Origin of the sequence: Mycobacterium sp. 852002-10029_SCH5224772, from assembly GCF_001667315.1 — a bacterium.
In the GTDB taxonomy this organism is placed as follows: domain Bacteria; phylum Actinomycetota; class Actinomycetes; order Mycobacteriales; family Mycobacteriaceae; genus Mycobacterium.
On the sequence record NZ_LZHT01000128.1, the window covers coordinates 1 to 22139 of the forward strand.

The following is a 22139-nucleotide window of genomic DNA, read 5'->3' on the forward strand; positions in this document are numbered from 1 at the left end:
ACCTACCGCCAGGCCGTGACCGCGGCCGGCAGCGGCTGTTCGGCCGCCATCGACGCCGAACGCTGGCTCGCCGACCATGAGGAATCCAGCGCCGCCGCACAAGGCGATGCCACCGAATTTCCGGACAGTACCGACACATTGATTGGAGCACCACAATGACCGACGCCGAAAAGGCCGGGGCCACAATCGAAGTCTCTGACGCGTCGTTCTCGACCGACGTGTTGTCCAGCAACAAGCCTGTGCTGGTTGACTTTTGGGCGACATGGTGTGGGCCCTGCAAGATGGTTGCACCGGTCCTCGAGGAGATTGCCGGCGAGCGCAGCGATCAGCTCACCGTGGCCAAGCTCGACGTGGACGCCAACCCGGAAACCGCCCAGAGCTTCCAGGTGGTCTCCATCCCCACCATGATCTTGTTCAAAGACGGCCAACCGGTGAAGCGGATCGTCGGCGCCAAAGGCAAGGCGGCGCTGCTGCGCGAGCTTTCCGACGCGGTTCCCGGCCTCGGCTGACGCCATCTGATTCCTCGCACCGCACCTCGCGCATAGCCTGGGGTTTTCCGGAATTTACGAAGCGTCTGCGACAATACGGTTAGCTGTTGCCCAGATGTGTGAGCCTGTCAGTTAGTCCCGGAGGGCCCTTGGTATGCCGAGTCCGCGCCGCGAATACGGCGACGCGCTGCGCTGTGGTGACCGCAGCGCCGCTGTGACCGAGATCCGGGCCACCTTGGCCTCCTTAGGCCTACTGGATGGCTCCGACGAGGACCTCAGTACCGGCCGGCACGTGGCCCAGGAACTCTTCGACACCGAACTTGACCAGGCGGTACGTGCTTTCCAACAGCATCGCGGACTGCTCGTGGACGGCATTGTTGGCGAGGCCACCTACCGTGCACTCAAGGAGGCGTCGTACCGCCTCGGTGCCCGAACGTTGTATCACCAATTCGGTGCCCCGCTCTTCGGTGACGACGTCGCCACGCTGCAGGCGCGGCTGCAGGATCTGGGCTTTTACACCGGGCTGGTCGACGGGTACTTCGGGTTGCAGACGCACAACGCTTTGATGTCGTATCAGCGTGAGTACGGGCTGTCCGCCGACGGCATCTGCGGCCCGGAAACGTTGCGGTCCTTGTACTTTCTGAGTTCACGGGTCACCGGCGGGTCGCCCCACGCGCTTCGCGAAGAAGAGTTGGTGCGCCGCTCGGGTCCCAAACTGTCGGGCAAACGGATCATCATCGATCCGGGCCGCGGCGGTGCGGACCACGGCCTGATCGTGCACGGTTCGTCGGGTCCGGTCAGCGAAGCAGATGTGTTGTGGGACTTGGCGAGCCGACTCGAGGGGCGCATGACCGCCATCGGGATGGAGACCTTCCTGTCCCGGCCGGTCAACCGCAGCCCGCTGGACGCCGAACGCGCGGCCACCGCCAACAACGTCGGCGCGGACCTGATGATCAGCCTGCGCTGCGAGAATCAGCTCAGCGCCGCGGCCAACGGGGTGGCTTCCTTTCACTTCGGGAACTCGCATGGTTCGGTGTCCACCATCGGCCGCAATCTCGCCGACTTCATCCAGCGAGAAGTGGTGGCCCGCACCGGTTTACGCGATTGCCGCACGCACGGCCGGACGTGGGATCTGCTGCGTCTGACCCGGATGCCCACGGTCCAGGTCGACATCGGGTACATCACGAACCCGCGCGATCGCGCGATGCTGGTCTCCACCCAGACCCGCGATGCCATCGCCGAGGGAATCCTCGCCGCGGTCAAGCGGCTCTACCTGTTGGGCAAAAACGACCGGCCCACTGGCACATTCACTTTCGCCGAGTTACTCGCCCACGAATTGTCGGTGGAGCGCACCAGCCAGCTGGGCGGATCGTAGCCACCCGTTAACCACCCAGGGTGGTCCCCAACGCATTCCCTGCCGTAGATCCTGCCCCGACCGGCTGCTCCAGATGCGCGCTCTCCAGCAGGCGCTCCAGGGCCGCCTCGACTTCGGCCTTCCATCCGAGACCCTTGTCGAGCTCCAGCCGCAGTCGCGGGAAATACGTATGTGGCGCCACCACAACGAAACCCGCGTCTTTCAAGAACTCCGCGTCCATCACGCAGCGGTCCACCGAGCAATCGCCGACGACTTCCAACACCGCCCGTACATCCGGATCCACCAGTCGCGGATCCTGCAATTCCGAAGCCGCCGGGGTGCGGCCGAACGCTTCGAGCGCCCGCACGCCGCGTCGCACCAACTCGTCGATGACCCGGGCGATCAAGCCGTGCGGCAGGTCCTCGGCGGCCGGGCCGGGTTCGATGCCCATCGACGTCAGCAGCACCGCGTCCGCGGACACCGGGCCGGTCGGAAATCGCTGCGCCCGCGGCACCGCGCGTGGCGGCGCGTAGAACACATAGCCCAGGCACGACGGTTCGGCCTGGCTTCGCTCGTCAGGAACCGCAGTGGCCACCTGACCGCACGAGCCCCACTCCAGCATCACCATCGACAACCACGCTTCTTTTTCGAATTCGGGGTCGGTGAGGTGATCCTGGTTGCCGAGGGTCGCAGGATCGACTTCCCAGAAGACGCACCGGCGCGCGTGCTTGGGAAGCTGCTCGAAGGCCTCGAGCCGCAGCGGCATGATTCGAGCGGACACTAGCCTCCTGCTCCTGTGCGGTACTGCAGCCATCTGCACCGACAACGCCTCCAGGATAGGAGAGGTGGTCGCGATCGGGCCAGCTTTAGCTGGCCACCCGGGTGGGCGCCCCCGAATCACCGACACAGTGTGGTCGTGAGCGTCGATTTCCGAAAGTCGTTGCTACCCATACTGTTTCGCCGACCCATGCCGCCCGGGGCGCGGAGATTTCCCGCCGAACGCGCCCCAGTGTCACAGTGACGTAATTACACCGTGTCCTAGTTCACGTCTTGGACGGTGACATGACGTCGATGATTCGCTGTAGGTCGTCCACCGAGCCGAACTCCACGACAATCTTGCCCTTGCGTTTGCCCAGGCTCACCGTCACCCGCGTATCGAAGGCGGTCGAGAGGCGGTCAGCAACGTCTTGCAGCCCGGGCATCTGGATCGGCTTGCGACGTGGGGCGGTCGGCGTGGTAGCGCCGGCCCGGTTGGCCAGCGTGACCGCCTCCTCGGTGGCCCGCACCGACAGCCCCTCCGCGACGATGCGGGTGGCCAGTTCCTCTTGCGCGTCCGGGCCGGCGTCCAGGGACAGCAGCGCACGGGCATGCCCGGCGGACAGCACCCCGGCGGCTACCCGCCGCTGCACCGCGATCGGCAGCTTGAGCAACCGGATCATGTTGGTGATCAACGGCCGCGACCGCCCGATGCGGGCCGCCAGTTCATCGTGGGTGACGCCGAACTCGTCGAGCAGCTGCTGGTAGGCGGCCGCCTCCTCCAAGGGGTTCAGCTGCACCCGGTGGATGTTCTCCAACAGGGCGTCGCGCAACAGATCGTCGTCGCCCGTCTCGCGCACGATGGCCGGGATGGTCGCCAGGCCAGCCTCTTGGGCCGCGCGCCAGCGCCGCTCCCCCATCACGATCTGATAGCGCGCACCGCTGGACGCATCCTTGACGGCCCGCACCACGATCGGCTGTAAGAGCCCGAACTCGCGGATGGAGTGCACCAGCTCGGCCAGTGCTTCCTCGTCGAAGACCTGCCGGGGCTGGCGCGGGTTGCGTTCGATGTCGGCGGGCGCGATTTCGCGGTAGACCGCACCCATCGGCGATGCGTCCTGCGGCGGTGGTCCCCCGATCAAGACGTCGGCGGCCGCGTCCCCCATCCGCGGACCGAGGGTCGCCGGTCCGGAATCACCTTCCGCGGGACCGGTGGGGATAAGCGAAGCCAGGCCGCGGCCGAGGCCGCCCTTTTTGCGTAATGGCTGCGTCATGGTCGTCCCTTCACGGATGGTGGTCAATCACGCTCGGCGAGTTCGCGGCTCGCGTCGAGGTAGCTCATCGCCCCGCGCGAACCGGGGTCGTAATCGATGATGGTCATGCTGTAGCCCGGCGCCTCGGAAACCTTCACGCTGCGCGGAATCACCGTCCGCAGCACCTTGCTTCCGAAGAAGCGGCGTACCTCTTCTGCCACTTGGTCCGCGAGCTTGGTGCGGCCGTCGTACATAGTCAGCACCACGGTGCTCACCTCGAGTTTCGGATTGAGATGAGCCTTCACCATCTCGATGTTGCGCATCAATTGCGAGACGCCCTCCAGGGCGTAGTACTCGCACTGGATCGGGATCAAGACTTCCGGCGCGGCGACGAGCGCGTTGATGGTCAGCAGCCCGAGCGATGGCGGGCAGTCGATGAAGACGCAATCGAAGTCGAGGTTGTCGAGATCGGCCAGCGCGGTGCGCAACCGGTTCTCGCGCGCCACCATGCTGACCAGCTCGATCTCAGCGCCCGCCAAGTCGATCGTCGCGGGAATGCAGAACAGCCGCTCATTGTGCGGGCTCTTCCTCAGGGCGTCGTGGACGGGGACCTCGCCGAGCAACACCTCGTACGACGACGGCGTCCCCGATTTCCGGTCGGTGATGCCGAGCGCCGTGCTCGCGTTGCCCTGGGGGTCGAGGTCGATGACGAGAATTTTGAGTCCTTGCAGCGCGAGGGCGGCGGCGAGGTTGACCGCGGTGGTCGTCTTACCCACGCCGCCCTTCTGGTTCGCGACGGTAAAGACTCGGCGGCGGGCCGGCCGGCGCAGGGGCGGATACGTGGTGTGCAAAACCCGCATCGCGCGTTCGGCTGCCGCCCCGATCGGAGTGTCGAATTCGGCCGCTGTTTCACGTGAAACATTGGGCTGCGACGCCGGCGCGACCGCCGCCGGTTCGCGCGGGGGCGCCGCCACATACGCCTGCATGGACGGAGCCTCCCCCGCGCCAGGAACATCCTCCGAAACCTGCGGGGGCACCGGCCCATCTCCTGGAGATGTCATCGCGTTCCGGCCTTCCCGGTCCGTACCGACTTGTGGCGCGGCGGCTGTCCGCGTCGCGCTGAAACTACGGTTGCGGGGGGACGCAAATAGTTCGCGCCACATGTCACCACCCTGACATCAGCGGCGCCCGATGCTGCCATCACACGCCGGTACTGTTCAACTTCCTCGGACGCCCGCTCCCCCTTGATGGCCAGCATCCGGCCGCCCGGGCGTAGCAGCGGCATGCTCCACTTCGTCAGTTTGTCCAACGCCGCAACCGCTCGTGACACCGCCGCATCCCTCTCCCCGAACCGGCTGCGCACTGCCGGCTCTTCCGCACGGCCACGGACCACCTCGACGGCTAACCCTAGTTCGTTGACGACCTCGTTGAGAAATTCGCTGCGGCGCAGGAGGGGTTCGAGTAACACGACCTCGAGATCGGGGCGCGCGATCGCGAGCGGTATGCCGGGCAGGCCGGCCCCGCTGCCGATGTCGATGACGCGCTCGCCCGTAGCAATGAGTTCGGCGGCGGCGGCGCTGTTCAATATGTGGCGGTCCCAGATGCGGTCGACTTCCCGGGGCCCGAGCAACCCGCGCTCCACGCCCGGTCCGGCAAGCAGTCCGGCGTACTGCCGCGCGACCGCGAGCCGCTCCCCGAAGACTGCGGCGGCCGAATCCGAGCAGGCGTCTGAGTCCGAGCCCGCGGGCTCCCCCGCGGCTTCGACCGGATCGCCATGTTTCACGTGAAACATCCTCTAGTTGGCGCGGGCGCCTTCGACGTTCGGACGCCCTTCGGACCAGACGAACTACACCGCTGTAACTCTGGGGCGTCAGTCGTGCAGAACGACCACGCGGCGCGCGGGCTCGACGCCCTCGCTCTCGCTGTGCACCCCGGAGACCGCTGCGACGGCGTCGTGCACGATCTTCCGCTCGAAGGGCGTCATCGGCGCCAGCTCTTCGCGCTCCCCCGATTCGAGCACCCGCCGCGCGACCTTGTCGCCCAACGCCGCCAACTCTTCGCGACGACGACGGCGCCAACTGGCGATGTCGAGCATCAACCGGCTCCGCACGCCGGTCTTCTGGTGCACCGCCAACCGGGTGAGCTCCTGCAGCGCGTCCAGCACCTCACCGCCGCGGCCGACCAACTTGGTCAAGTCGTCACTGCCGTCAATGCTCACGACCGCCCGGCTTCCCTCGACGTCCAAGTCGATGTCGCCGTCGAAGTCCAAGAGGTCCAACAACTCCTCGAGGTAGTCGCCGGCGATCTCGCCCTCGGCGACCAACCGCTCCTCCATGTCGTCGGTCTCCTCGGCATCGCCTTGGGCGGCGTCCTCGGCCGGGGCTGGCGCCTCGAGGTCGGTGTCAACCTCGCGCTCGGTGGTGTCTGCGTCTGTCATGTCTTTCTCTCCCTCATCCATGGGTCTGAGCCCAGTTGGGGTCCCCCTGCCAAGGTCGCCCCGATAGCTTGTCCGGCGGTATCAGCGTTTGCGTTTCTTCGGTCGTGCCCCGGGACGCGGGGTCCGGTTGCTCGGCCCGTCGTCCGCTTCTGTCGGTTGCGCGTCGGCCACATCGGGATCCGTTTCCGCGGAACCGGACTCATCGGCGTCGGCGTCGGCCTTCTCCGCACCGTTCCCACCCGGCGGCGCCGTCTTCGGGCTCCGCTTCGGTTTGGCTCCCGGCGCCGGCGCGTTGGCCGCCCGCCGCGCGATCACTTCCTGCTTCTTGGCTTCGTCCTCTTTTTCGATCATCCCGAAGACGTAGTGCTGCTGACCGAAGGTCCAGATGTTGTTCGCGAACCAGTACAGGATGATCGCGAGCGGAAGGAACGGCCCACCGACGACTACGCCCAGTGGAAACACATACAGCGCAAGCTTGTTCATCATCGCGGTCTGAGGGTTGGCCGCCGCCTCCGGGCTCTGCCTCGCCACCGACGCCCGGCTGTTGAAGTACGTCGCGACCCCGGCCAGGACCATCACCGGTAGGCCGACGGCGATCACGGCCGGCCGGCTGAAGAAGGTGAATGCGTCCAAACCGGTCCGCTGTGTCATGAAGGCGCCGATCGGTGCGCCGAACAGGTTGGCGTCCAGGAAGTGCCCGACGTCCGTCGGGGTGAACACGTAGTTTCCGGTGAGCCGGTTCTGCACCACCGACAGGTGCGGCTGCCCGAAGCCGCCGGTGGTCCGGTTGAACGAGCGCAACACGTGATACAGCCCGATGAACACCGGGATCTGCGCCAGCATCGGGAGGCAGCCGAGGATCGGGTTGAAGCCGTGCTCGCGCTGCAGCTTCTGCATCTCGAGCGCCATGCGCTGGCGGTCTTTGCCGTACTTCTTCTGCAGCGCCTTGATCTGCGGTTGCAGTTCCTGCATCTGGCGCGTGGTGCGGATCTGGCGCACGAAGGGTTTGTAAAGCAGCGCGCGCAGGCTGAACACCAAGAACATCACCGACAGCGCCCAGGCGAAGAAGTTCGACGGCCCGAGCATCGATGCGAACAACTTGTACCAAACCCACATGATCCACGACACCGGGTAGTAGACGAAGTCGAGGCTGAAAACATCAAACGACAAAGGATTCACTCTCCCCTCGCGTCGTTCGGAGGGCCCGAACGTCGCTGGCATCTTGGCAATTCACCTGGCATGCGGGGCGATCCGGTATCGGATCCCATCCACCCTCGTGCCATGGGCCGCACTTGGCGAGTCTGGCCGCAGCCAGCCAGCTCCCTCGGATCAAGCCGTACTCGTTCAGCGCGTCGACCGCGTACTGGCTGCACGTGGGTACGAAGCGACACGTCGCCGGACGTAGCGGCGACACCATATGCCGATAGAGCTGGATCAGGAAAATCAATCCCCGCGCGGCGGAGCTTCCCACGGTGTGGGTGAACGTGCCCACCAGCGACCGTCCCGTCACGGTGCGATTCCCGCCGCCGGCACGCGCCGCAAACACCGCCGCAGTTCCTGCTCCAAGCGAGCCGACGACGCGGTCCGGCTGCTGGGCAGCGCGCGGATCACCATCCGGTCGGACGGCGCGAGTTCGCTCAGAATCGTGCGGGCCACATGCCGCAGCCGGCGGGCCACCCGGTGACGTTCCACGGCCGACCCGACGGGCTTGCCGACAACCAATCCGACGTGTGGCGCCGTCGCGTCGTCGCGGCCACTTCCCCGCAGGAAGTGAACGACGATGTCGGGCTGCGCCGTGCGAATCCCGTGCTTCACCGTCGCGTCAAACTCAATTGACCGCGTCATGCGGTTGCGTGCGGGAAGCACGGCTGAAAGACCTGACCCGCGATCAGGCAGATAACGCGCGGCGGCCCTTGCGGCGCCGACCGGACACGATCGCGCGTCCGGCACGAGTGCGCATCCGCAAGCGGAAGCCATGCACGCGGGCTCGGCGCCGGTTATTCGGCTGGAAGGTCCGCTTGCCCTTGGCCACGACGTTCTCCTCGTTGTTTGCCATCCGGCCGTACAGACGCTTCGCTTCGGGCTCGTCTGCGTTCGGACCGGAGGTGGTCTTGCTGCTGCTGGCCGGCGCGGTCCCCATGTGGTTCTGGGTCGCAGCCGTATCGCCGACTTTCGGGCGACTGTTTGAGGGTACTGACGAGCCTTCGCCTGGTCAAACCTGGCTTGCCGCAACTGAGCCGCGGGGACCCGGCAAAAGATTTCCGTTCCGGTCACACTCGGCTCCGGCATGACTACGCTAACGAGCCGAACCCAGGCCCCACTTACCCTAAACAACCCGATTGGAATGCAGCAGAACGGTTGGCAGCCGCACAGAAAACTGTTAGCTTCTGCGCAAGTCGTTTTAGACTAAGCAGCGCTCGACAACGAAGCGAGGATGGTGGATCGACTAGCTGCCTAGACAACCTTTCAAGGTTTTCTTCCAGCGCGGAGATCGCGAGCCGTCGCCGGTAGCTTGTGGCTCGCATACGGTCATCCTGTCCACACCTGTGTATAACTATGTGGACAGCTTGTTTTGTCGCCAAGCGTGAGTTGTACTTCGACCCGGGACCTTCGAGAACCAGGGAGATGCGTCGTTGACCGATGACCCCGGTTCAAGCTTTACGACGGTGTGGAATGCGGTCGTTTCCGAACTCAACGGCGACCCCAGCGCAGACGGCCTGGCCGCTAACCGCACGGCCCTGGTCACACCCCTCACCCCCCAGCAAAGAGCTTGGCTGAATCTTGTCCGGCCGCTGACGATCGTCGAGGGATTTGCTCTGCTGTCGGTCCCGAGCAGCTTCGTGCAGAACGAGATCGAACGTCACCTGCGCGCCCCGATCACCGATGCGCTCAGCCGCCGGCTCGGACAACAGATCCAACTGGGAGTCCGCATCGCTCCCCCGGCCGACGATGTCGAGGACGCTCTGGTCCCACCGGCCGAACCGTTCCCCGGATCCGACGGCTCCTTCCCGGGCGACGACGCCACGGGCGGCACCGGCGAGCCGTTCGAAAACGGTGAGACCGTGGACAGCACCCAGCCCGGCTGGCCGAACTACTTCACCGAGCGGCCCCATGCCATCGACCCCGCCGTCGCCGCCGGAACGAGCCTCAACCGCCGCTACACCTTCGACACGTTCGTCATCGGCGCCTCCAACCGATTCGCGCACGCCGCCGCCTTGGCCATCGCCGAAGCGCCGGCCCGCGCGTACAACCCCCTTTTCATCTGGGGTGAGTCCGGTCTCGGCAAGACCCACCTGTTGCATGCCGCCGGTAATTACGCGCAGCGGTTGTTCCCTGGGATGCGGGTCAAGTACGTCTCCACCGAGGAATTCACCAACGACTTCATCAACTCGCTCCGCGACGACCGCAAGGTCGCCTTCAAGCGCAGCTACCGCGACGTCGACGTGCTGCTGGTCGATGACATTCAATTCATCGAGGGCAAAGAAGGTATCCAGGAAGAGTTCTTCCACACCTTCAACACGTTGCACAACGCCAACAAGCAGATCGTCATCTCCTCGGACCGGCCGCCCAAGCAGCTGGCGACCCTGGAAGACCGGCTCAGAACGCGGTTCGAGTGGGGCCTGATCACCGATGTGCAGCCCCCCGAGCTGGAAACCCGCATCGCCATCTTGCGCAAGAAAGCCCAGATGGAGCGGCTGGCTGTCCCCGACGACGTGCTGGAACTCATCGCCAGCAGCATCGAACGCAACATCCGCGAGCTCGAAGGCGCCCTGATCCGGGTGACCGCGTTCGCCTCGCTGAACAAGACCCCGATCGACAAGGCGCTGGCGGAAATCGTGCTTCGCGACTTGATCGCCGACGCCAGTACGATGCAGATCAGCGCGGCCACCATCATGGCCGCCACCGCCGAATACTTCGATACCACCGTGGAAGAACTTCGCGGCCCCGGTAAGACACGGGCGCTGGCCCAGTCACGCCAGATCGCCATGTATCTGTGCCGTGAGCTCACCGATCTGTCGCTGCCCAAGATCGGGCAGGCGTTCGGTCGCGACCACACCACGGTCATGTACGCGCAGCGCAAGATTTTGTCCGAGATGGCCGAGCGGCGTGAGGTTTTTGATCACGTCAAGGAGCTCACCACTCGCATCCGGCAGCGCTCCAAGCGCTGAATCCCGGGTTTCGGGGCACCTGCGCGTAATTTTTTTCGAGAAACTTCTCGCGCGTCCGTCACACCCGCCACACCCAGGGCATGTGGGCAGCCCTGTGCACAGAGCAATCAAACGCCGGTGCAGCACCGGCCGTTCCGTGCACACCCGTCATTCGTCCCCATCGGACCAACATCTGATTCACAGCCGCCGACGCCAAGATCCACATCCCGATCGCCGCGCTAGCTGCGCGGGGACGACGCTGTCCCCAGAATGCACAGCCCTTAATACTGTTACTGAGATCTCTTCATCGGTTCTTCTTTGAAATACAGGCCTGGGGACGTTCGGTGCACACCCCTCGTCGACGCCTTCGTCAGATCGGTTTGTCGGCCTTTGCGATTAGCTTTCAAGATGGCCCGTGAGGATCTACGGTTGTTCTTCGACTGCCGTTACGGTCGTCGTCGGCGCTTCGCGTCACCGGCGATCGTGGCGGGCCCCGTGCTAGCGGGGGAGGCTAGCCAAAATGATTCGAAAACGCTGAAGGTGAAGGGACGCTATGGACGCGGCGACGACAACGGCTGGCCTCAGCGACTTGAAGTTTCGTTTGGCGCGGGAGTCTTTCGCCGACGCGGTGTCGTGGGTGGCGAAGAACCTGCCGTCCAGACCCGCGGTGCCGGTGCTCTCGGGTGTGCTGTTGTCCGGGACCGATGAGGGTCTCACGATCTCCGGGTTCGATTACGAAGTTTCCGCGGAAGCACAGGTTGCGGCCGAAATCGCTTCTCCTGGAAGTGTTTTGGTCTCCGGACGGTTGTTGTCCGACATCGTTCGGGCGCTGCCGAACAAGCCGATCGACTTCTACGTCGACGGCAATCGAGTGGCTCTGAACTGCGGGAACGCGAGGTTTTCGCTGCCGACGATGGCGGTCGAGGATTACCCGACGCTGCCGGGTCTGCCGGATGAGACCGGGACACTGCCCGCCGATCTGTTCGCCGAGGCGATCAGTCAGGTCGCCATCGCTGCCGGTCGCGACGACACGCTGCCCATGTTGACGGGGATCCGGGTTGAGATTTCGGGCGACACGGTGGTCTTGGCCGCCACCGACAGGTTCCGGCTGGCGGTTCGCGAGCTGACTTGGTCGGCGGCCTCCCCCGACATCGAGGCCGCGGTCCTGGTGCCGGCCAAAACGTTGGCCGAAGCCGCCCGGACCGGCACCGACGGTTCTGATGTTCGTCTGTCGCTGGGTGCGGGTGCGGGCGTTGGAAAAGACGGGCTGCTCGGTATCAGCGGGAACGGCAAGCGCAGTACCACTCGCCTGCTCGACGCCGAATTCCCGAAGTTCCGCCAACTCTTGCCGGCCGAGCACACCGCGGTCGCCACCATCAACGTGGCGGAATTGACCGAGGCCATCAAGTTGGTGGCGTTGGTCGCCGACCGCGGAGCTCAGGTACGGATGGAATTCAGCGAGGGATCGCTGCGGCTGTCCGCGGGTGCCGACGACGTCGGCCGGGCCGAAGAAGATCTGGCTATCGATTTCGCCGGTGAACCGCTGACTATTGCCTTCAACCCGACTTACCTGACCGATGGACTGGGATCGGTTCATTCCGAGCGGGTGTCGTTTGGCTTCACCACTCCGGGCAAGCCCGCGTTGCTGCGCCCGGCGTTGGACGACGACAGCCACCCGACCGGCACGGGGCCCTTCAGCGCGCTGCCGACCGATTACGTCTACCTGTTGATGCCTGTCCGGTTGCCTGGCTAGGTGTACGTCCGGCATTTGGGACTGCGTGACTTCCGGTCCTGGGCACACGCCGACCTCGAATTGCAACCCGGTCGGACGGTCTTCATCGGTGCGAACGGTTTCGGGAAGACGAATCTTCTTGAGGCGCTGTGGTATTCGTGCACCTTGGGTTCACACCGGGTGGGAACGGACGCGCCGTTGATCCGCGCTGGCGCCGCCCGCGCCGTGGTTTCCACGATCGTGGTCAACGAGGGTAGGGAATGTGCGGTCGATCTGGAAATCGCTGCGGGCCGGGCGAACAAGGCGCGGCTGAATCGTTCGCCGGTGCGTAGCACGCGTGAGGTGATCGGCGTCCTGCGCGCGGTTCTGTTCGCTCCCGAGGACCTGGCGTTGGTGCGCGGAGATCCGTCGGAGCGACGTCGTTACCTCGACGATTTGGCGACGGTGCGGCGGCCGTCGGTGGCGGCGGTGCGGGCAGACTACGAAAAGGCTTTGCGGCAGCGGACCGCGCTGTTGAAATCCGTGTCGGGCGCGCGGTACCGCGGCGATCGAAGCGCGCTGGACACGCTCGACGTGTGGGACGCTCGTCTTGCCGAACACGGTGCCCAATTGATGGCCGCCCGTATCGATTTGGTGAACCAGCTGGCTCCAGAAGTCGAGAAGGCTTATCAGCTGCTGGCCCCTGGATCACGCGCGGCCGCCATCACCTACCGATCCAGTCTGGGTGCTGACCTCGCGGCGGAGATCGCGGGCGGTGATCGGGAGTTTCTGGAGGCCGCCCTGTTGGCGGCGTTGTCGGCACGCCGCGATGCGGAGCTGGAGCGTGGCATGTGTTTGGTCGGTCCGCACCGCGACGACTTGGAGTTGTGGCTCGGTGATCAACCGGCGAAAGGCTTTGCCAGCCATGGGGAGTCGTGGTCGTTCGCGTTGGCGCTGCGGCTGGCCGCGTACGAACTGCTGCGCGCCGACGAGAGCGATCCCGTGCTATTGCTCGACGACGTATTCGCGGAACTCGACGCCGCGCGGCGCCGCGCGCTGGCCACGGTGGCCGAATCGGCCGAGCAGGTGCTGGTCACCGCGGCGGTCGTCGAGGACATCCCGGCGGATTGGGACGTCCGACAGGTCTATGTGGATCTCCGCGACAGCGACTCGGGCCGGGTATCGGAGATGCGCGCATGACCGGCACGGGTGACGATCCGCGTGCTGACTCCAGTGGGCCATCGAGCGAGCTGACCGGGATCGACCTGGTCAGGCGCACCCTCGAGGAGGCCCGGGCAGCGGCGCGGGCGCAGGGCAAAGACGCTGGTCGCGGCCGTGCGGTGGCGCCCTCCCCCCGCCGGGTGGCGGGCCAGCGGCGCCGCTGGTCGGGGCCGGGTCCGGACATCCGTGACCCGCAGCCCCTGGGCAGGGTGGCGCGCGATCTGGCGAAAAAGCGCGGGTGGTCCGCGCAAGTCGCCGAGGGCACCGTGCTGGGCAACTGGACATCCGTGGTCGGCCACCAGATCGCCGACCATGCGGTCCCCACCGCCCTCAACGACGGCGTGCTGAACGTGGCCGCCGAATCGACGGCATGGGCGACCCAGTTGCGGATGATCCAGGCGCAGTTGTTGGCCAAGATCGCCGCGGCGGTCGGCAACGGGGTGGTGACGTCCTTGAAAATCACCGGGCCCGCCGCCCCGTCGTGGCGCAAGGGGCCGCGCCACATCGCCGGAAGGGGCCCGCGCGACACCTACGGTTAGCGCGTTCGGCGGCGCGTTCTGTCCCCAGACGGGCTGTTATCCACAGGCCGCTCAAATCGGCCAGAATGACGTGGATCCCCTCGATGCACGTCGGGACGCGGCCAGAATAAAAAAATCGTCCGCACGGCGCAGTTAGCTGGGTAGAAACGCGGCCAGAAAATCGGTGCGGACGGGTGATGACGCTAGACTGGCAGTATGCGACTGTTGCGGTGACTGGAACCGCCCGCATGAAACCCCAAGGAGAGCATTCCGACCGTGGCTGCCCAGAAGAAGAAGGCGCAAGACGAATACGGCGCTTCAGCGATCACCGTGCTCGAAGGCCTCGAGGCCGTCCGCAAACGCCCGGGTATGTACATCGGGTCCACCGGTGAGCGTGGTCTGCACCACCTCATCTGGGAGGTGGTGGACAACTCGGTCGACGAGGCGATGGCCGGCTACGCCGACAAGGTCGACGTCCGCATCCTCGACGACGGCAGCGTCGAGGTCTCCGACAACGGCCGCGGTATCCCGGTGGCGATGCACGCGACCGGCGCCCCCACCGTCGACGTGGTGATGACGCAACTGCACGCCGGCGGCAAGTTCGGCGGGGAGAACAGTGGCTACAACGTCAGTGGTGGTCTGCACGGCGTCGGTGTGTCGGTGGTCAACGCGCTGTCAAAGCGGCTCGAAGTGGACATCGCCCGCGACGGCCACGAGTGGTCGCAGTATTACGACCGTGCCGTGCCCGGAACCCTCAAACAGGGGGAGGCCACCAAGCGCACGGGCACCACGATCCGATTCTGGGCCGACTCCGACATCTTCGAGACCACCGACTACGACTTCGAGACGGTGGCGCGCCGGTTGCAGGAAATGGCGTTTCTGAACAAGGGTTTGACCATCAACCTCACCGACGAGCGGGTGACCAAGGAGGAGGTAGTCGACGAGGTTGTCAGCGACACCGCCGAAGCCCCCAAGTCGGCACAGGAGAAGGCCGCGGAATCGAGTGCGCCACATAAGGTTAAGCACCGCACCTTCCACTACCCCGGTGGCCTGGTCGACTTCGTCAAGCACATCAACCGCACCAAGAGCCCGATCCAGCAGAGCATCATCGACTTCGACGGCAAGGGTCCCGGCCACGAGGTCGAAATCGCGATGCAGTGGAACGGCGGCTACTCCGAATCGGTGCATACCTTCGCCAACACCATCAACACCCACGAGGGCGGTACCCACGAAGAGGGCTTCCGCAGCGCGCTGACGACGGTGGTGAACAAGTACGCCAAAGACAAGAAGCTGCTGAAGGACAAGGACCCCAACCTCACCGGCGACGACATCCGTGAAGGCCTGGCCGCGGTGATCTCGGTCAAGGTGAGTGAACCGCAGTTCGAGGGCCAGACCAAGACGAAACTGGGCAACACCGAAGTCAAGTCGTTCGTGCAGAAGGTGTGCAACGAACAGCTGACGCACTGGTTCGAAGCCAACCCCGCGGACGCCAAAGTTGTGGTCAACAAGGCGGTGTCGTCGGCGCAGGCCCGCATCGCCGCGCGGAAGGCACGAGAGTTGGTGCGCCGCAAAAGCGCTACCGACCTCGGCGGGCTGCCCGGAAAGCTCGCCGACTGCCGCTCCACCGACCCGCGCAAGTCGGAACTGTATGTGGTGGAGGGCGACTCGGCCGGCGGATCGGCCAAGAGTGGGCGCGACTCGATGTTCCAGGCCATCCTGCCGCTGCGCGGCAAGATCATCAACGTCGAAAAAGCGCGTATCGACCGGGTTTTGAAGAACACCGAAGTCCAGGCGATCATCACCGCCCTGGGCACCGGCATCCACGACGAGTTCGACCTCACCAAGCTGCGCTATCACAAGATCGTGCTGATGGCCGACGCGGACGTTGATGGCCAACACATCTCGACACTGTTGCTGACGCTGCTGTTCCGGTTCATGCGGCCGCTGATCGAGAACGGGCACGTGTTTTTGGCGCAGCCGCCACTGTACAAGCTGAAGTGGCAGCGCAGCGAGCCCGAATTCGCCTACTCAGACCGCGAGCGCGACGGCTTGTTGGAGGCCGGACGGGCAGCGGGCAAGAGGATCAACGCCGAAGACGGGATCCAGCGCTACAAGGGTCTGGGTGAAATGGACGCCAAAGAACTATGGGAAACCACGATGGACCCCACCGTTCGGGTACTGCGCCAAATCACGCTGGACGACGCCGCAGCCGCCGACGAACTGTTCTCGATCCTGATGGGCGAGGACGTCGATGCGCGCCGCAGCTTTATCACCCGTAATGCCAAGGACGTTCGCTTCCTCGACGTCTGAGCGATCAGACCAGCCACCGTTGACCGACCCACGAGGACTAGATGACTGACACCACGCTGCCGCCAAATGACGACTCCGTCGACCGGATCCAGCCGGTCGACATTCAGCAGGAGATGCAGCGCAGCTACATCGATTACGCGATGAGCGTGATCGTTGGGCGCGCCCTGCCCGAGGTGCGCGACGGCCTCAAGCCGGTCCACCGCAGGGTCCTCTATGCGATGTTCGACTCCGGGTTCAGGCCCGACCGCGGACACGCCAAGTCTGCACGGTCGGTGGCCGAGACGATGGGTAACTATCACCCGCACGGCGATTCGTCGATCTACGACACGTTGGTGCGCATGGCGCAGCCGTGGTCGCTGCGCTATCCCTTGGTCGACGGTCAGGGCAACTTCGGTTCGCCGGGCAACGACCCGCCGGCCGCGATGCGCTACACCGAGGCGCGGCTGACTCCGCTCGCGATGGAGATGTTGCGTGAAATCGACGAGGAGACAGTCGATTTCATCCCCAACTATGACGGCCGGGTCCAGGAGCCGACCGTGCTTCCCAGCCGGTTCCCCAACCTGCTGGCCAACGGCTCCGGCGGCATCGCGGTCGGGATGGCTACCAATATCCCGCCGCACAACCTGCGCGAGTTGGCCGAAGCCGTCTACTGGTGCCTGGACAATCACGAGGCCGACGAGGAGGCGACGCTGGCCGCGGTCCGCGAGCGGGTCAAAGGCCCCGACTTCCCCACCCACGGCCTGATCGTCGGATCGCAGGGTATCCATGACGCGTACACCACCGGACGCGGGTCGATCCGGATGCGCGGAGTCGTTGAGGTAGAAGAGGATTCGCGCGGACGCACCGCGCTGGTCATCACCGAATTGCCGTATCAGGTGAACCACGACAACTTCATCACCTCGATCGCCGAGCAGGTCCGCGACGGCAAGCTCGCCGGCATCTCCAACATCGAGGACCAGTCCAGCGACCGGGTGGGTTTGCGCATCGTCGTGGAGATCAAGCGCGACGCCGTCGCCAAGGTGGTGTTGAACAACCTCTACAAGCACACCCAGCTGCAGACCAGCTTCGGCGCCAACATGCTGTCCATCGTCGACGGGGTGCCGCGCACCCTGCGGCTCGACCAGATGATCCGCCACTACGTCAATCACCAACTCGACGTCATCATCCGGCGCACCACCTATCGGTTGCGCAAGGCCAACGAACGCGCCCACATCTTGCGCGGTCTGGTCAAAGCGCTCGATGCGCTGGATGAGGTCATCGCCTTGATCCGCGCGTCGGAGACCGTGGAGATCGCGCGGGCCGGCCTGATCGAGCTGCTGGATATCGACGAAATCCAGGCCCAGGCGATTCTGGACATGCAACTGCGGCGCCTCGCCGCCCTGGAGCGCCAGCGCATCATCGACGACTTGGCCAAGATCGAAGCCGAGATCGCCGACTTGGAGGACATCCTGGCCAAGCCCGAGCGGCAGCGCCGGATCGTGCACGACGAGCTTTCCGAGATCGTCGACAAGCACGGCGACGAACGGCGCACCCGGATCATCGCGGCCGACGGTGACGTCAACGACGAGGACCTGATCGCCCGCGAGGACGTCGTCGTCACCATCACCGAAACCGGCTACGCCAAACGCACCAAGACCGACCTGTACCGCAGCCAGAAGCGCGGCGGCAAGGGTGTGCAGGGCGCGGGGCTGAAGCAGGACGACATCGTGCGGCACTTCTTCGTGTGCTCAACGCACGACTGGATCCTGTTCTTCACCACGCAGGGCCGCGTGTACCGCGCCAAGGCCTACGAACTGCCGGAAGCGTCCCGGACGGCGCGCGGTCAGCACGTCGCCAACCTGCTGGCCTTCCAGCCCGAGGAGCGGATCGCCCAGGTCATCCAGATCCGCGGCTACGAGGACGCCCCGTACCTGGTGCTGGCCACCCGCAACGGGCTGGTGAAGAAGACCAAGCTGACCGATTTCGACTCGAACCGTTCGGGCGGAATCGTGGCGATCAACCTGCGTGACAGCGACGAGCTGGTCGGTGCGGTGCTGTGTTCCTCGGAGGACGACCTGCTGCTGGTGTCGGCCAACGGCCAGTCCATCAGGTTCTCGGCGACCGATGAGGCGCTGCGCCCAATGGGACGCGCCACCTCCGGCGTGCAGGGCATGCGCTTCAACGCCGACGATTACCTGTTGTCGCTCAACGTAGTTCGTGAGGGCACCTACCTGCTGGTGGCGACCTCCGGCGGGTACGCCAAGCGCACCGCGATCGAGGAATATCCGGTGCAGGGTCGCGGCGGCAAGGGCGTCCTGACGGTGATGTACGACCGTCGGCGCGGCAGGCTTGTCGGTGCGCTGATCGTCGAAGAGGACAGCGAGTTGTACGCGATCACTTCGGGAGGCGGCGTCATCCGCACCGCGGCGCGCCAGGTCCGCAAGGCGGGCCGGCAGACCAAGGGCGTGCGTCTGATGAACCTGGGTGAAGAGAACACGTTGTTGGCCATCGCCCGCAATGCGGAAGCAAACGCGGACGAAGCCGTCGAGGAAATCGACGGTGGTGCGGAGTCGGAGAGTTAGTCGGCAATTAGACTCAGCCGGATGGCGATGCGGGCCTCGGCGCGGCCCGAGGAGGGGTCGGGCAATTAGACTCAGCCCGACCAGACATGACGCGGCTGCCACCGCCTGGGCGGCCAGGGTCGAGAACTAAGGAGTCGGCGTGACTTCACCGAACGAGCCGGGCGCCCCCAATAAGGGGGACGGCCCCAACGGGGACAGTTCGGTCGAGCGCGCCGGCGTGCGCCGCGCGGCCCCACCCGCACAGGGTGGCCGCACCCAGGAGACCGGGGACGGACCGCCGTGGCCGCGCGGCGGCGGCCGGCCTCAGCAGCCGCCGCCCCGCCAGAATGAGCCGCCGACTGAAAAGCGGCCGTCGGGCCCGCCCAGCGGGGTGGAGGCCCGGCTGAACCGTTTCATCTCCGGTACCGCGGCGCCGGGAGCCGGCGCCACGTCGCATGCGAAAGATGCAGAGGCCGCGCCGTCGCGCGGGGAGGGCTCGCCCGCCGAGGCCTACGCCAGCGAATTGCCGGATCTGTCCGGCCCGTCCCGCGGCCCGCACCGCCAGCCACCATCGGAGCGGCCCTCGGAGAGCTCGTCGGGAGCCGGCCGCCCGGCGACCACGGAAAGCCGGGAGAACCGCGAGCGGGTGCAGGTGTCGCGGCGGACGCGAGGCCCGGTTCGGGCCAGCATGCAGATCCGCCGGGTCGATCCGTGGAGCACGTTGAAGGTGTCGCTGCTGCTTTCGGTGGCCCTGTTCTTCGTGTGGATGATCGCGGTCGCGTTCCTCTACCTCGTGCTCGGGGGCATGGGTGTGTGGTCGAAGTTGAACAGCAACGTCGGTGATTTGCTGAACAACACCAGCGGCAGCAGCGGCGAACTGGTGTCCAGCGGCACGATTTTCGGCGGCGCCGTCCTGATCGGTCTGGTCAACATCGTGCTGCTGACCGCGATGGCGACCATCGCCGCCTTCGTCTACAACCTGACCACCGATCTGATCGGCGGCATCGAAGTGACCCTGGCGGATCGCGACTAGCGTGGATGCTGCGCTTTTGGGAGTCAGGCGGCTGTTGCGGTAATCTCGTCGCTCGGCCGTACGCGAGTACGGGCCTATAGCTCAGGCGGTTAGAGCGCTTCGCTGATAACGAAGAGGTCGGAGGTTCGAGTCCTCCTAGGCCCACAACCATGTGCCCGTCAAGACGTTGCGTACGAATCGCACTGCCACTGGGACTGATCGCCGTATTGGTAGCGGTGGCGCGGTCACGACGTGGAGTCGAGGTCTGGCACGTGGCTGCGGATGACTCCGGTCAACCACACAGTCACGATGAGGGGCCTTAGCTCAGTTGGTAGAGCACCGCCTTTGCAAGGCGGGTGTCAGGGGTTCGATTCCCCTAGGCTCCACAAACTGGTCTCCCTCTGTGGACCGCCTAATTCGCTGATTCTGCCCATGGTGTGTAGGACGAGCCGAGGAAGCGTTCCACCAGGGCGCGTTCGGCGGCCGGGTCTTTGAGCGGCCAACCCCATAGCGCGAGGAAGACGCGGATCAGCCACTGCCCGGCCAACGGATCGTCGTTGCCGGGCCCCAGCATCTCGGCGGCCAGGCCGGTCACGGTGGGCGAGCTGATCACCCAGTCGCTGACCGGCGCCGTGTGGATCGACCGCATGAGCTGGGCCAGTGGATCGGATCGCAGACGGTCGAGCGCGAGGATCGTTGCGGCCACGACCCGATCCGGCCCGCGGAGGTCCTTGATGGCTTCCCGTATGGTGTCGACGATGCGAGCCGCGTGGATACCGACGACGGCGTCGCGGATGGTCGCCTTGCCGCCGGCGTGCCGGTAGATCGTCGCGGGCGAGCAGTGAACCCGGGTGGCCAAGGCCTCGATCGTGAACGCTTCGTAGCCCTGGCGAGCGATGAGGTCGGCCGCCGCGGCGTAGATCCGCTCGGCGGCTTCGCTACCGCGATCGCGGCCCACCAACCAGTCTTCGCGCGGCATCCACCCATGCTCCCCTACGCCGCGGGATGCCGAAATAGTTCTCGCAGCATGAGAAATTTAAGCCGGTTTCTCTCACACGAACGTGCTGCTGGTGAGGCCTAGACTCGGCCATCCCCCATCGACACTGACCGCGGGGGCTCCTCAACTTCGCCGCGCGCCATTGACCCGGGGGTGAGCGGCATCGAGCCTGAAACGCATGGCGGTCTTGGACAGTGCGACCCGGTTCTTCGGTAGCGCGGCGATGCAAGATCCCTACCCGCTGTATGACCGGATGCGGGCCGAGGCGCCGGTGCAGCGTATCGGTGACTCCGCCTTCTACGCCGTGTGCGGTTGGGACGCGGTGCAAGAGGCCGTCGATCGGGTCGAGGATTTTTCGTCGAACCTCACGGCGACCATGGTCTTTCACGAGGACGGCACCGTCACGCCGTTCGATATGGGCCAGCCGGGATCCCCGATGCACGTATTGGCCACGGCGGATGACCCCGTGCACGCGATGCACCGCAAGATTTTGTTGCCACACCTGTCGGCCAGGCGGATCCGGATCATCGAAGAATTTGCCGCCCAGACCGCCGACGACTTGTGGACGCAGAACCTGCGCGACGGTCAGATCGAATGGATGAGCAGCATCGCCAATCGGCTGCCGATGATGGTGGTCTGCAAGCTCCTGGGTCTCCCCGATGACGATGTCGACAACCTCATCAGGCTCGGCTACGCCACCACCACACTGCTTGACGGGATCGTGACTCCCGAGCGTCTCGAGCAAGCCGGGATGGCGGCGATGGAACTATCGGGGTATGTCATGGAGTATTTCGAAAAATCAAGCGCCAACGGTGAATCCGGCCTGATCGCCGACCTGGCCGCGCGCTACGCATCGGGTGAACTAGAGCAACTGCCGGCGCTGGGGATCATGCTCACTCTCTTCAGCGCGGCCGGCGAGTCGACCGCTTCTCTGTTGGGTAGTGCGGCGTGGATCCTCACCGATCGCCCCGCGATCCAACAGGGGCTCCGCGAAAGGCCGGAGTTACTAGGCGCTTTCATCGAAGAGACACTGCGTTTCGAGGCGCCGTTTCGGGGTCATTACCGGCACGTGTGGCACGACACCACACTCGGTGGGGTCGCGGTGCCGGCCGACTCACATCTGCTGTTGATGTGGGGAGCGGCCAACCGCGACCCGGCGCACTTTGAGGCCCCGAACGACTTCCGCCTTGACCGCGTCGCGGGCAAAAGTCACGTGAGCTTCGGCAAGGGCGTGCACTTCTGCGTGGGGGCTGCACTGGCACGCCTAGAAGCCCACATCGTGTTACGGATGCTGCTCGAGCGCACCACGTGGATCGGCGCGGCCGAGGTCGGAGAATGGCTGCCGAGCATTCTGGTGCGGCGCCGCGAACGATTGCGCCTCACCGTGCAGTGAG

Annotated in this window: 20 protein-coding genes, 2 tRNA genes and 1 pseudogene; 13 read left to right on the top strand and 10 right to left on the bottom strand. The window is 65.4% G+C overall.

The window, feature by feature from the left end:
- The 3 genes and pseudogenes from A5775_RS25585 to A5775_RS22095 form a co-directional block, all read left to right on the top strand.
- Window positions 1-159 (top strand): annotated as a pseudogene (locus A5775_RS25585) (thioredoxin-disulfide reductase); the annotation flags it as partial.
- On the top strand, window positions 156-509 hold the full coding sequence (gene trxA, locus A5775_RS22090; RefSeq protein WP_067257117.1) for a thioredoxin: 354 nt from the start codon (window positions 156-158) through the stop codon (window positions 507-509). The pseudogene A5775_RS25585 and the gene trxA, both read left to right, overlap by 4 nt.
- A 133-nt stretch (window positions 510-642) precedes the next feature.
- The gene (locus tag A5775_RS22095; RefSeq protein WP_067257119.1) at window positions 643-1863 is read left to right on the top strand and encodes an N-acetylmuramoyl-L-alanine amidase; all 1221 of its coding nucleotides are present in this window, start codon (window positions 643-645) and stop codon (window positions 1861-1863) included.
- 7 nt (window positions 1864-1870) lie between these two features.
- On the opposite strand, the gene A5775_RS22100 is transcribed toward A5775_RS22095, so the two are convergent.
- The 9 genes from A5775_RS22100 to rpmH all read right to left on the bottom strand — a co-directional run bounded on the left by A5775_RS22100 (window position 1871) and on the right by rpmH (window position 8320).
- A complete protein-coding gene (locus A5775_RS22100; RefSeq protein WP_067257121.1) occupies window positions 1871-2623 on the bottom strand; it encodes an acetyltransferase in 753 nt (250 codons plus the stop codon).
- Window positions 2624-2885: 262 nt separating this feature from the next.
- Window positions 2886-3872, bottom strand: coding sequence for a ParB/RepB/Spo0J family partition protein (locus A5775_RS22105; RefSeq protein ID WP_067257122.1), 987 nt, complete (start codon window positions 3870-3872; stop codon window positions 2886-2888).
- A gap of 23 nt (window positions 3873-3895) precedes the next feature.
- Window positions 3896-4837 carry a ParA family protein gene (locus tag A5775_RS22110; RefSeq protein ID WP_082953133.1) on the bottom strand — a complete coding sequence of 314 codons (942 nt, stop codon included), beginning with the start codon at window positions 4835-4837 and terminating at the stop codon, window positions 3896-3898.
- A gap of 71 nt (window positions 4838-4908) precedes the next feature.
- The gene (gene rsmG, locus A5775_RS22115; RefSeq protein WP_067257123.1) at window positions 4909-5643 is read right to left on the bottom strand and encodes a 16S rRNA (guanine(527)-N(7))-methyltransferase RsmG; all 735 of its coding nucleotides are present in this window, start codon (window positions 5641-5643) and stop codon (window positions 4909-4911) included.
- Between the two features lie 78 nt (window positions 5644-5721).
- Window positions 5722-6288 carry a R3H domain-containing nucleic acid-binding protein gene (locus A5775_RS22120; RefSeq protein WP_067257334.1) on the bottom strand — a complete coding sequence of 189 codons (567 nt, stop codon included), beginning with the start codon at window positions 6286-6288 and terminating at the stop codon, window positions 5722-5724.
- Window positions 6289-6369: 81 nt separating this feature from the next.
- A complete protein-coding gene (gene yidC / locus A5775_RS22125; protein ID WP_067257125.1) occupies window positions 6370-7509 on the bottom strand; it encodes a membrane protein insertase YidC in 1140 nt (379 codons plus the stop codon).
- The gene (yidD, locus tag A5775_RS25165; protein ID WP_156660818.1) at window positions 7448-7798 is read right to left on the bottom strand and encodes a membrane protein insertion efficiency factor YidD; all 351 of its coding nucleotides are present in this window, start codon (window positions 7796-7798) and stop codon (window positions 7448-7450) included. The genes yidC and yidD overlap by 62 nt, the downstream gene beginning before the upstream one ends.
- A complete protein-coding gene (gene rnpA / locus A5775_RS22130; RefSeq protein ID WP_067257127.1) occupies window positions 7795-8154 on the bottom strand; it encodes a ribonuclease P protein component in 360 nt (119 codons plus the stop codon). Before rnpA ends, yidD begins: the two co-directional genes overlap by 4 nt.
- Before the next feature lie 22 nt (window positions 8155-8176).
- Window positions 8177-8320 (bottom strand): 50S ribosomal protein L34, encoded by a 144-nt coding sequence (gene rpmH, locus A5775_RS22135; protein WP_003874369.1) that lies wholly within the window; start codon window positions 8318-8320, stop codon window positions 8177-8179.
- 601 nt (window positions 8321-8921) lie between these two features.
- On the opposite strand from rpmH, the gene dnaA reads away from it, so the two are divergent.
- From dnaA to A5775_RS22180, 9 genes are all read left to right on the top strand, one after another.
- Complete coding sequence (gene dnaA / locus A5775_RS22140) at window positions 8922-10457, top strand: chromosomal replication initiator protein DnaA (RefSeq protein WP_067257130.1); 1536 nt, start codon at window positions 8922-8924, stop codon at window positions 10455-10457.
- A gap of 532 nt (window positions 10458-10989) precedes the next feature.
- A complete protein-coding gene (gene dnaN, locus A5775_RS22145) occupies window positions 10990-12189 on the top strand; it encodes a DNA polymerase III subunit beta (RefSeq protein ID WP_067257133.1) in 1200 nt (399 codons plus the stop codon).
- A complete protein-coding gene (gene recF / locus A5775_RS22150; RefSeq protein WP_067257137.1) occupies window positions 12190-13347 on the top strand; it encodes a DNA replication/repair protein RecF in 1158 nt (385 codons plus the stop codon).
- The gene (locus A5775_RS22155) at window positions 13344-13907 is read left to right on the top strand and encodes a DUF721 family protein (protein WP_067257142.1); all 564 of its coding nucleotides are present in this window, start codon (window positions 13344-13346) and stop codon (window positions 13905-13907) included. Before recF ends, A5775_RS22155 begins: the two co-directional genes overlap by 4 nt.
- Window positions 13908-14162: 255 nt before the next feature.
- A complete protein-coding gene (gene gyrB / locus A5775_RS22160) occupies window positions 14163-16196 on the top strand; it encodes a DNA topoisomerase (ATP-hydrolyzing) subunit B (RefSeq protein WP_067257145.1) in 2034 nt (677 codons plus the stop codon).
- A 41-nt stretch (window positions 16197-16237) separates the two neighbouring features.
- Entirely contained in the window at window positions 16238-18757 is a 2520-nt protein-coding gene (gene gyrA, locus A5775_RS22165; protein ID WP_067257149.1) for a DNA gyrase subunit A, read from the top strand.
- 139 nt (window positions 18758-18896) lie between these two features.
- Window positions 18897-19769: a DUF3566 domain-containing protein gene (locus A5775_RS22170; protein ID WP_067257152.1), complete on the top strand. Its 873-nt coding sequence runs from the start codon at window positions 18897-18899 to the stop codon at window positions 19767-19769.
- Between the two features lie 70 nt (window positions 19770-19839).
- A tRNA-Ile gene (locus tag A5775_RS22175) sits at window positions 19840-19913 on the top strand.
- Window positions 19914-20061: 148 nt separating this feature from the next.
- Window positions 20062-20134: transfer RNA gene (locus A5775_RS22180), tRNA-Ala, on the top strand.
- Between the two features lie 26 nt (window positions 20135-20160).
- Here A5775_RS22180 and A5775_RS22185 read toward each other — a convergent pair.
- Window positions 20161-20727: a TetR/AcrR family transcriptional regulator gene (locus tag A5775_RS22185; RefSeq protein ID WP_067257155.1), complete on the bottom strand. Its 567-nt coding sequence runs from the start codon at window positions 20725-20727 to the stop codon at window positions 20161-20163.
- A gap of 196 nt (window positions 20728-20923) precedes the next feature.
- Here A5775_RS22185 and A5775_RS22190 point away from each other — a divergent pair, with 196 nt between their 5' ends.
- Window positions 20924-22138, top strand: coding sequence for a cytochrome P450 (locus A5775_RS22190; RefSeq protein ID WP_067257159.1), 1215 nt, complete (start codon window positions 20924-20926; stop codon window positions 22136-22138).
- Window position 22139 lies beyond the last annotated feature (1 nt).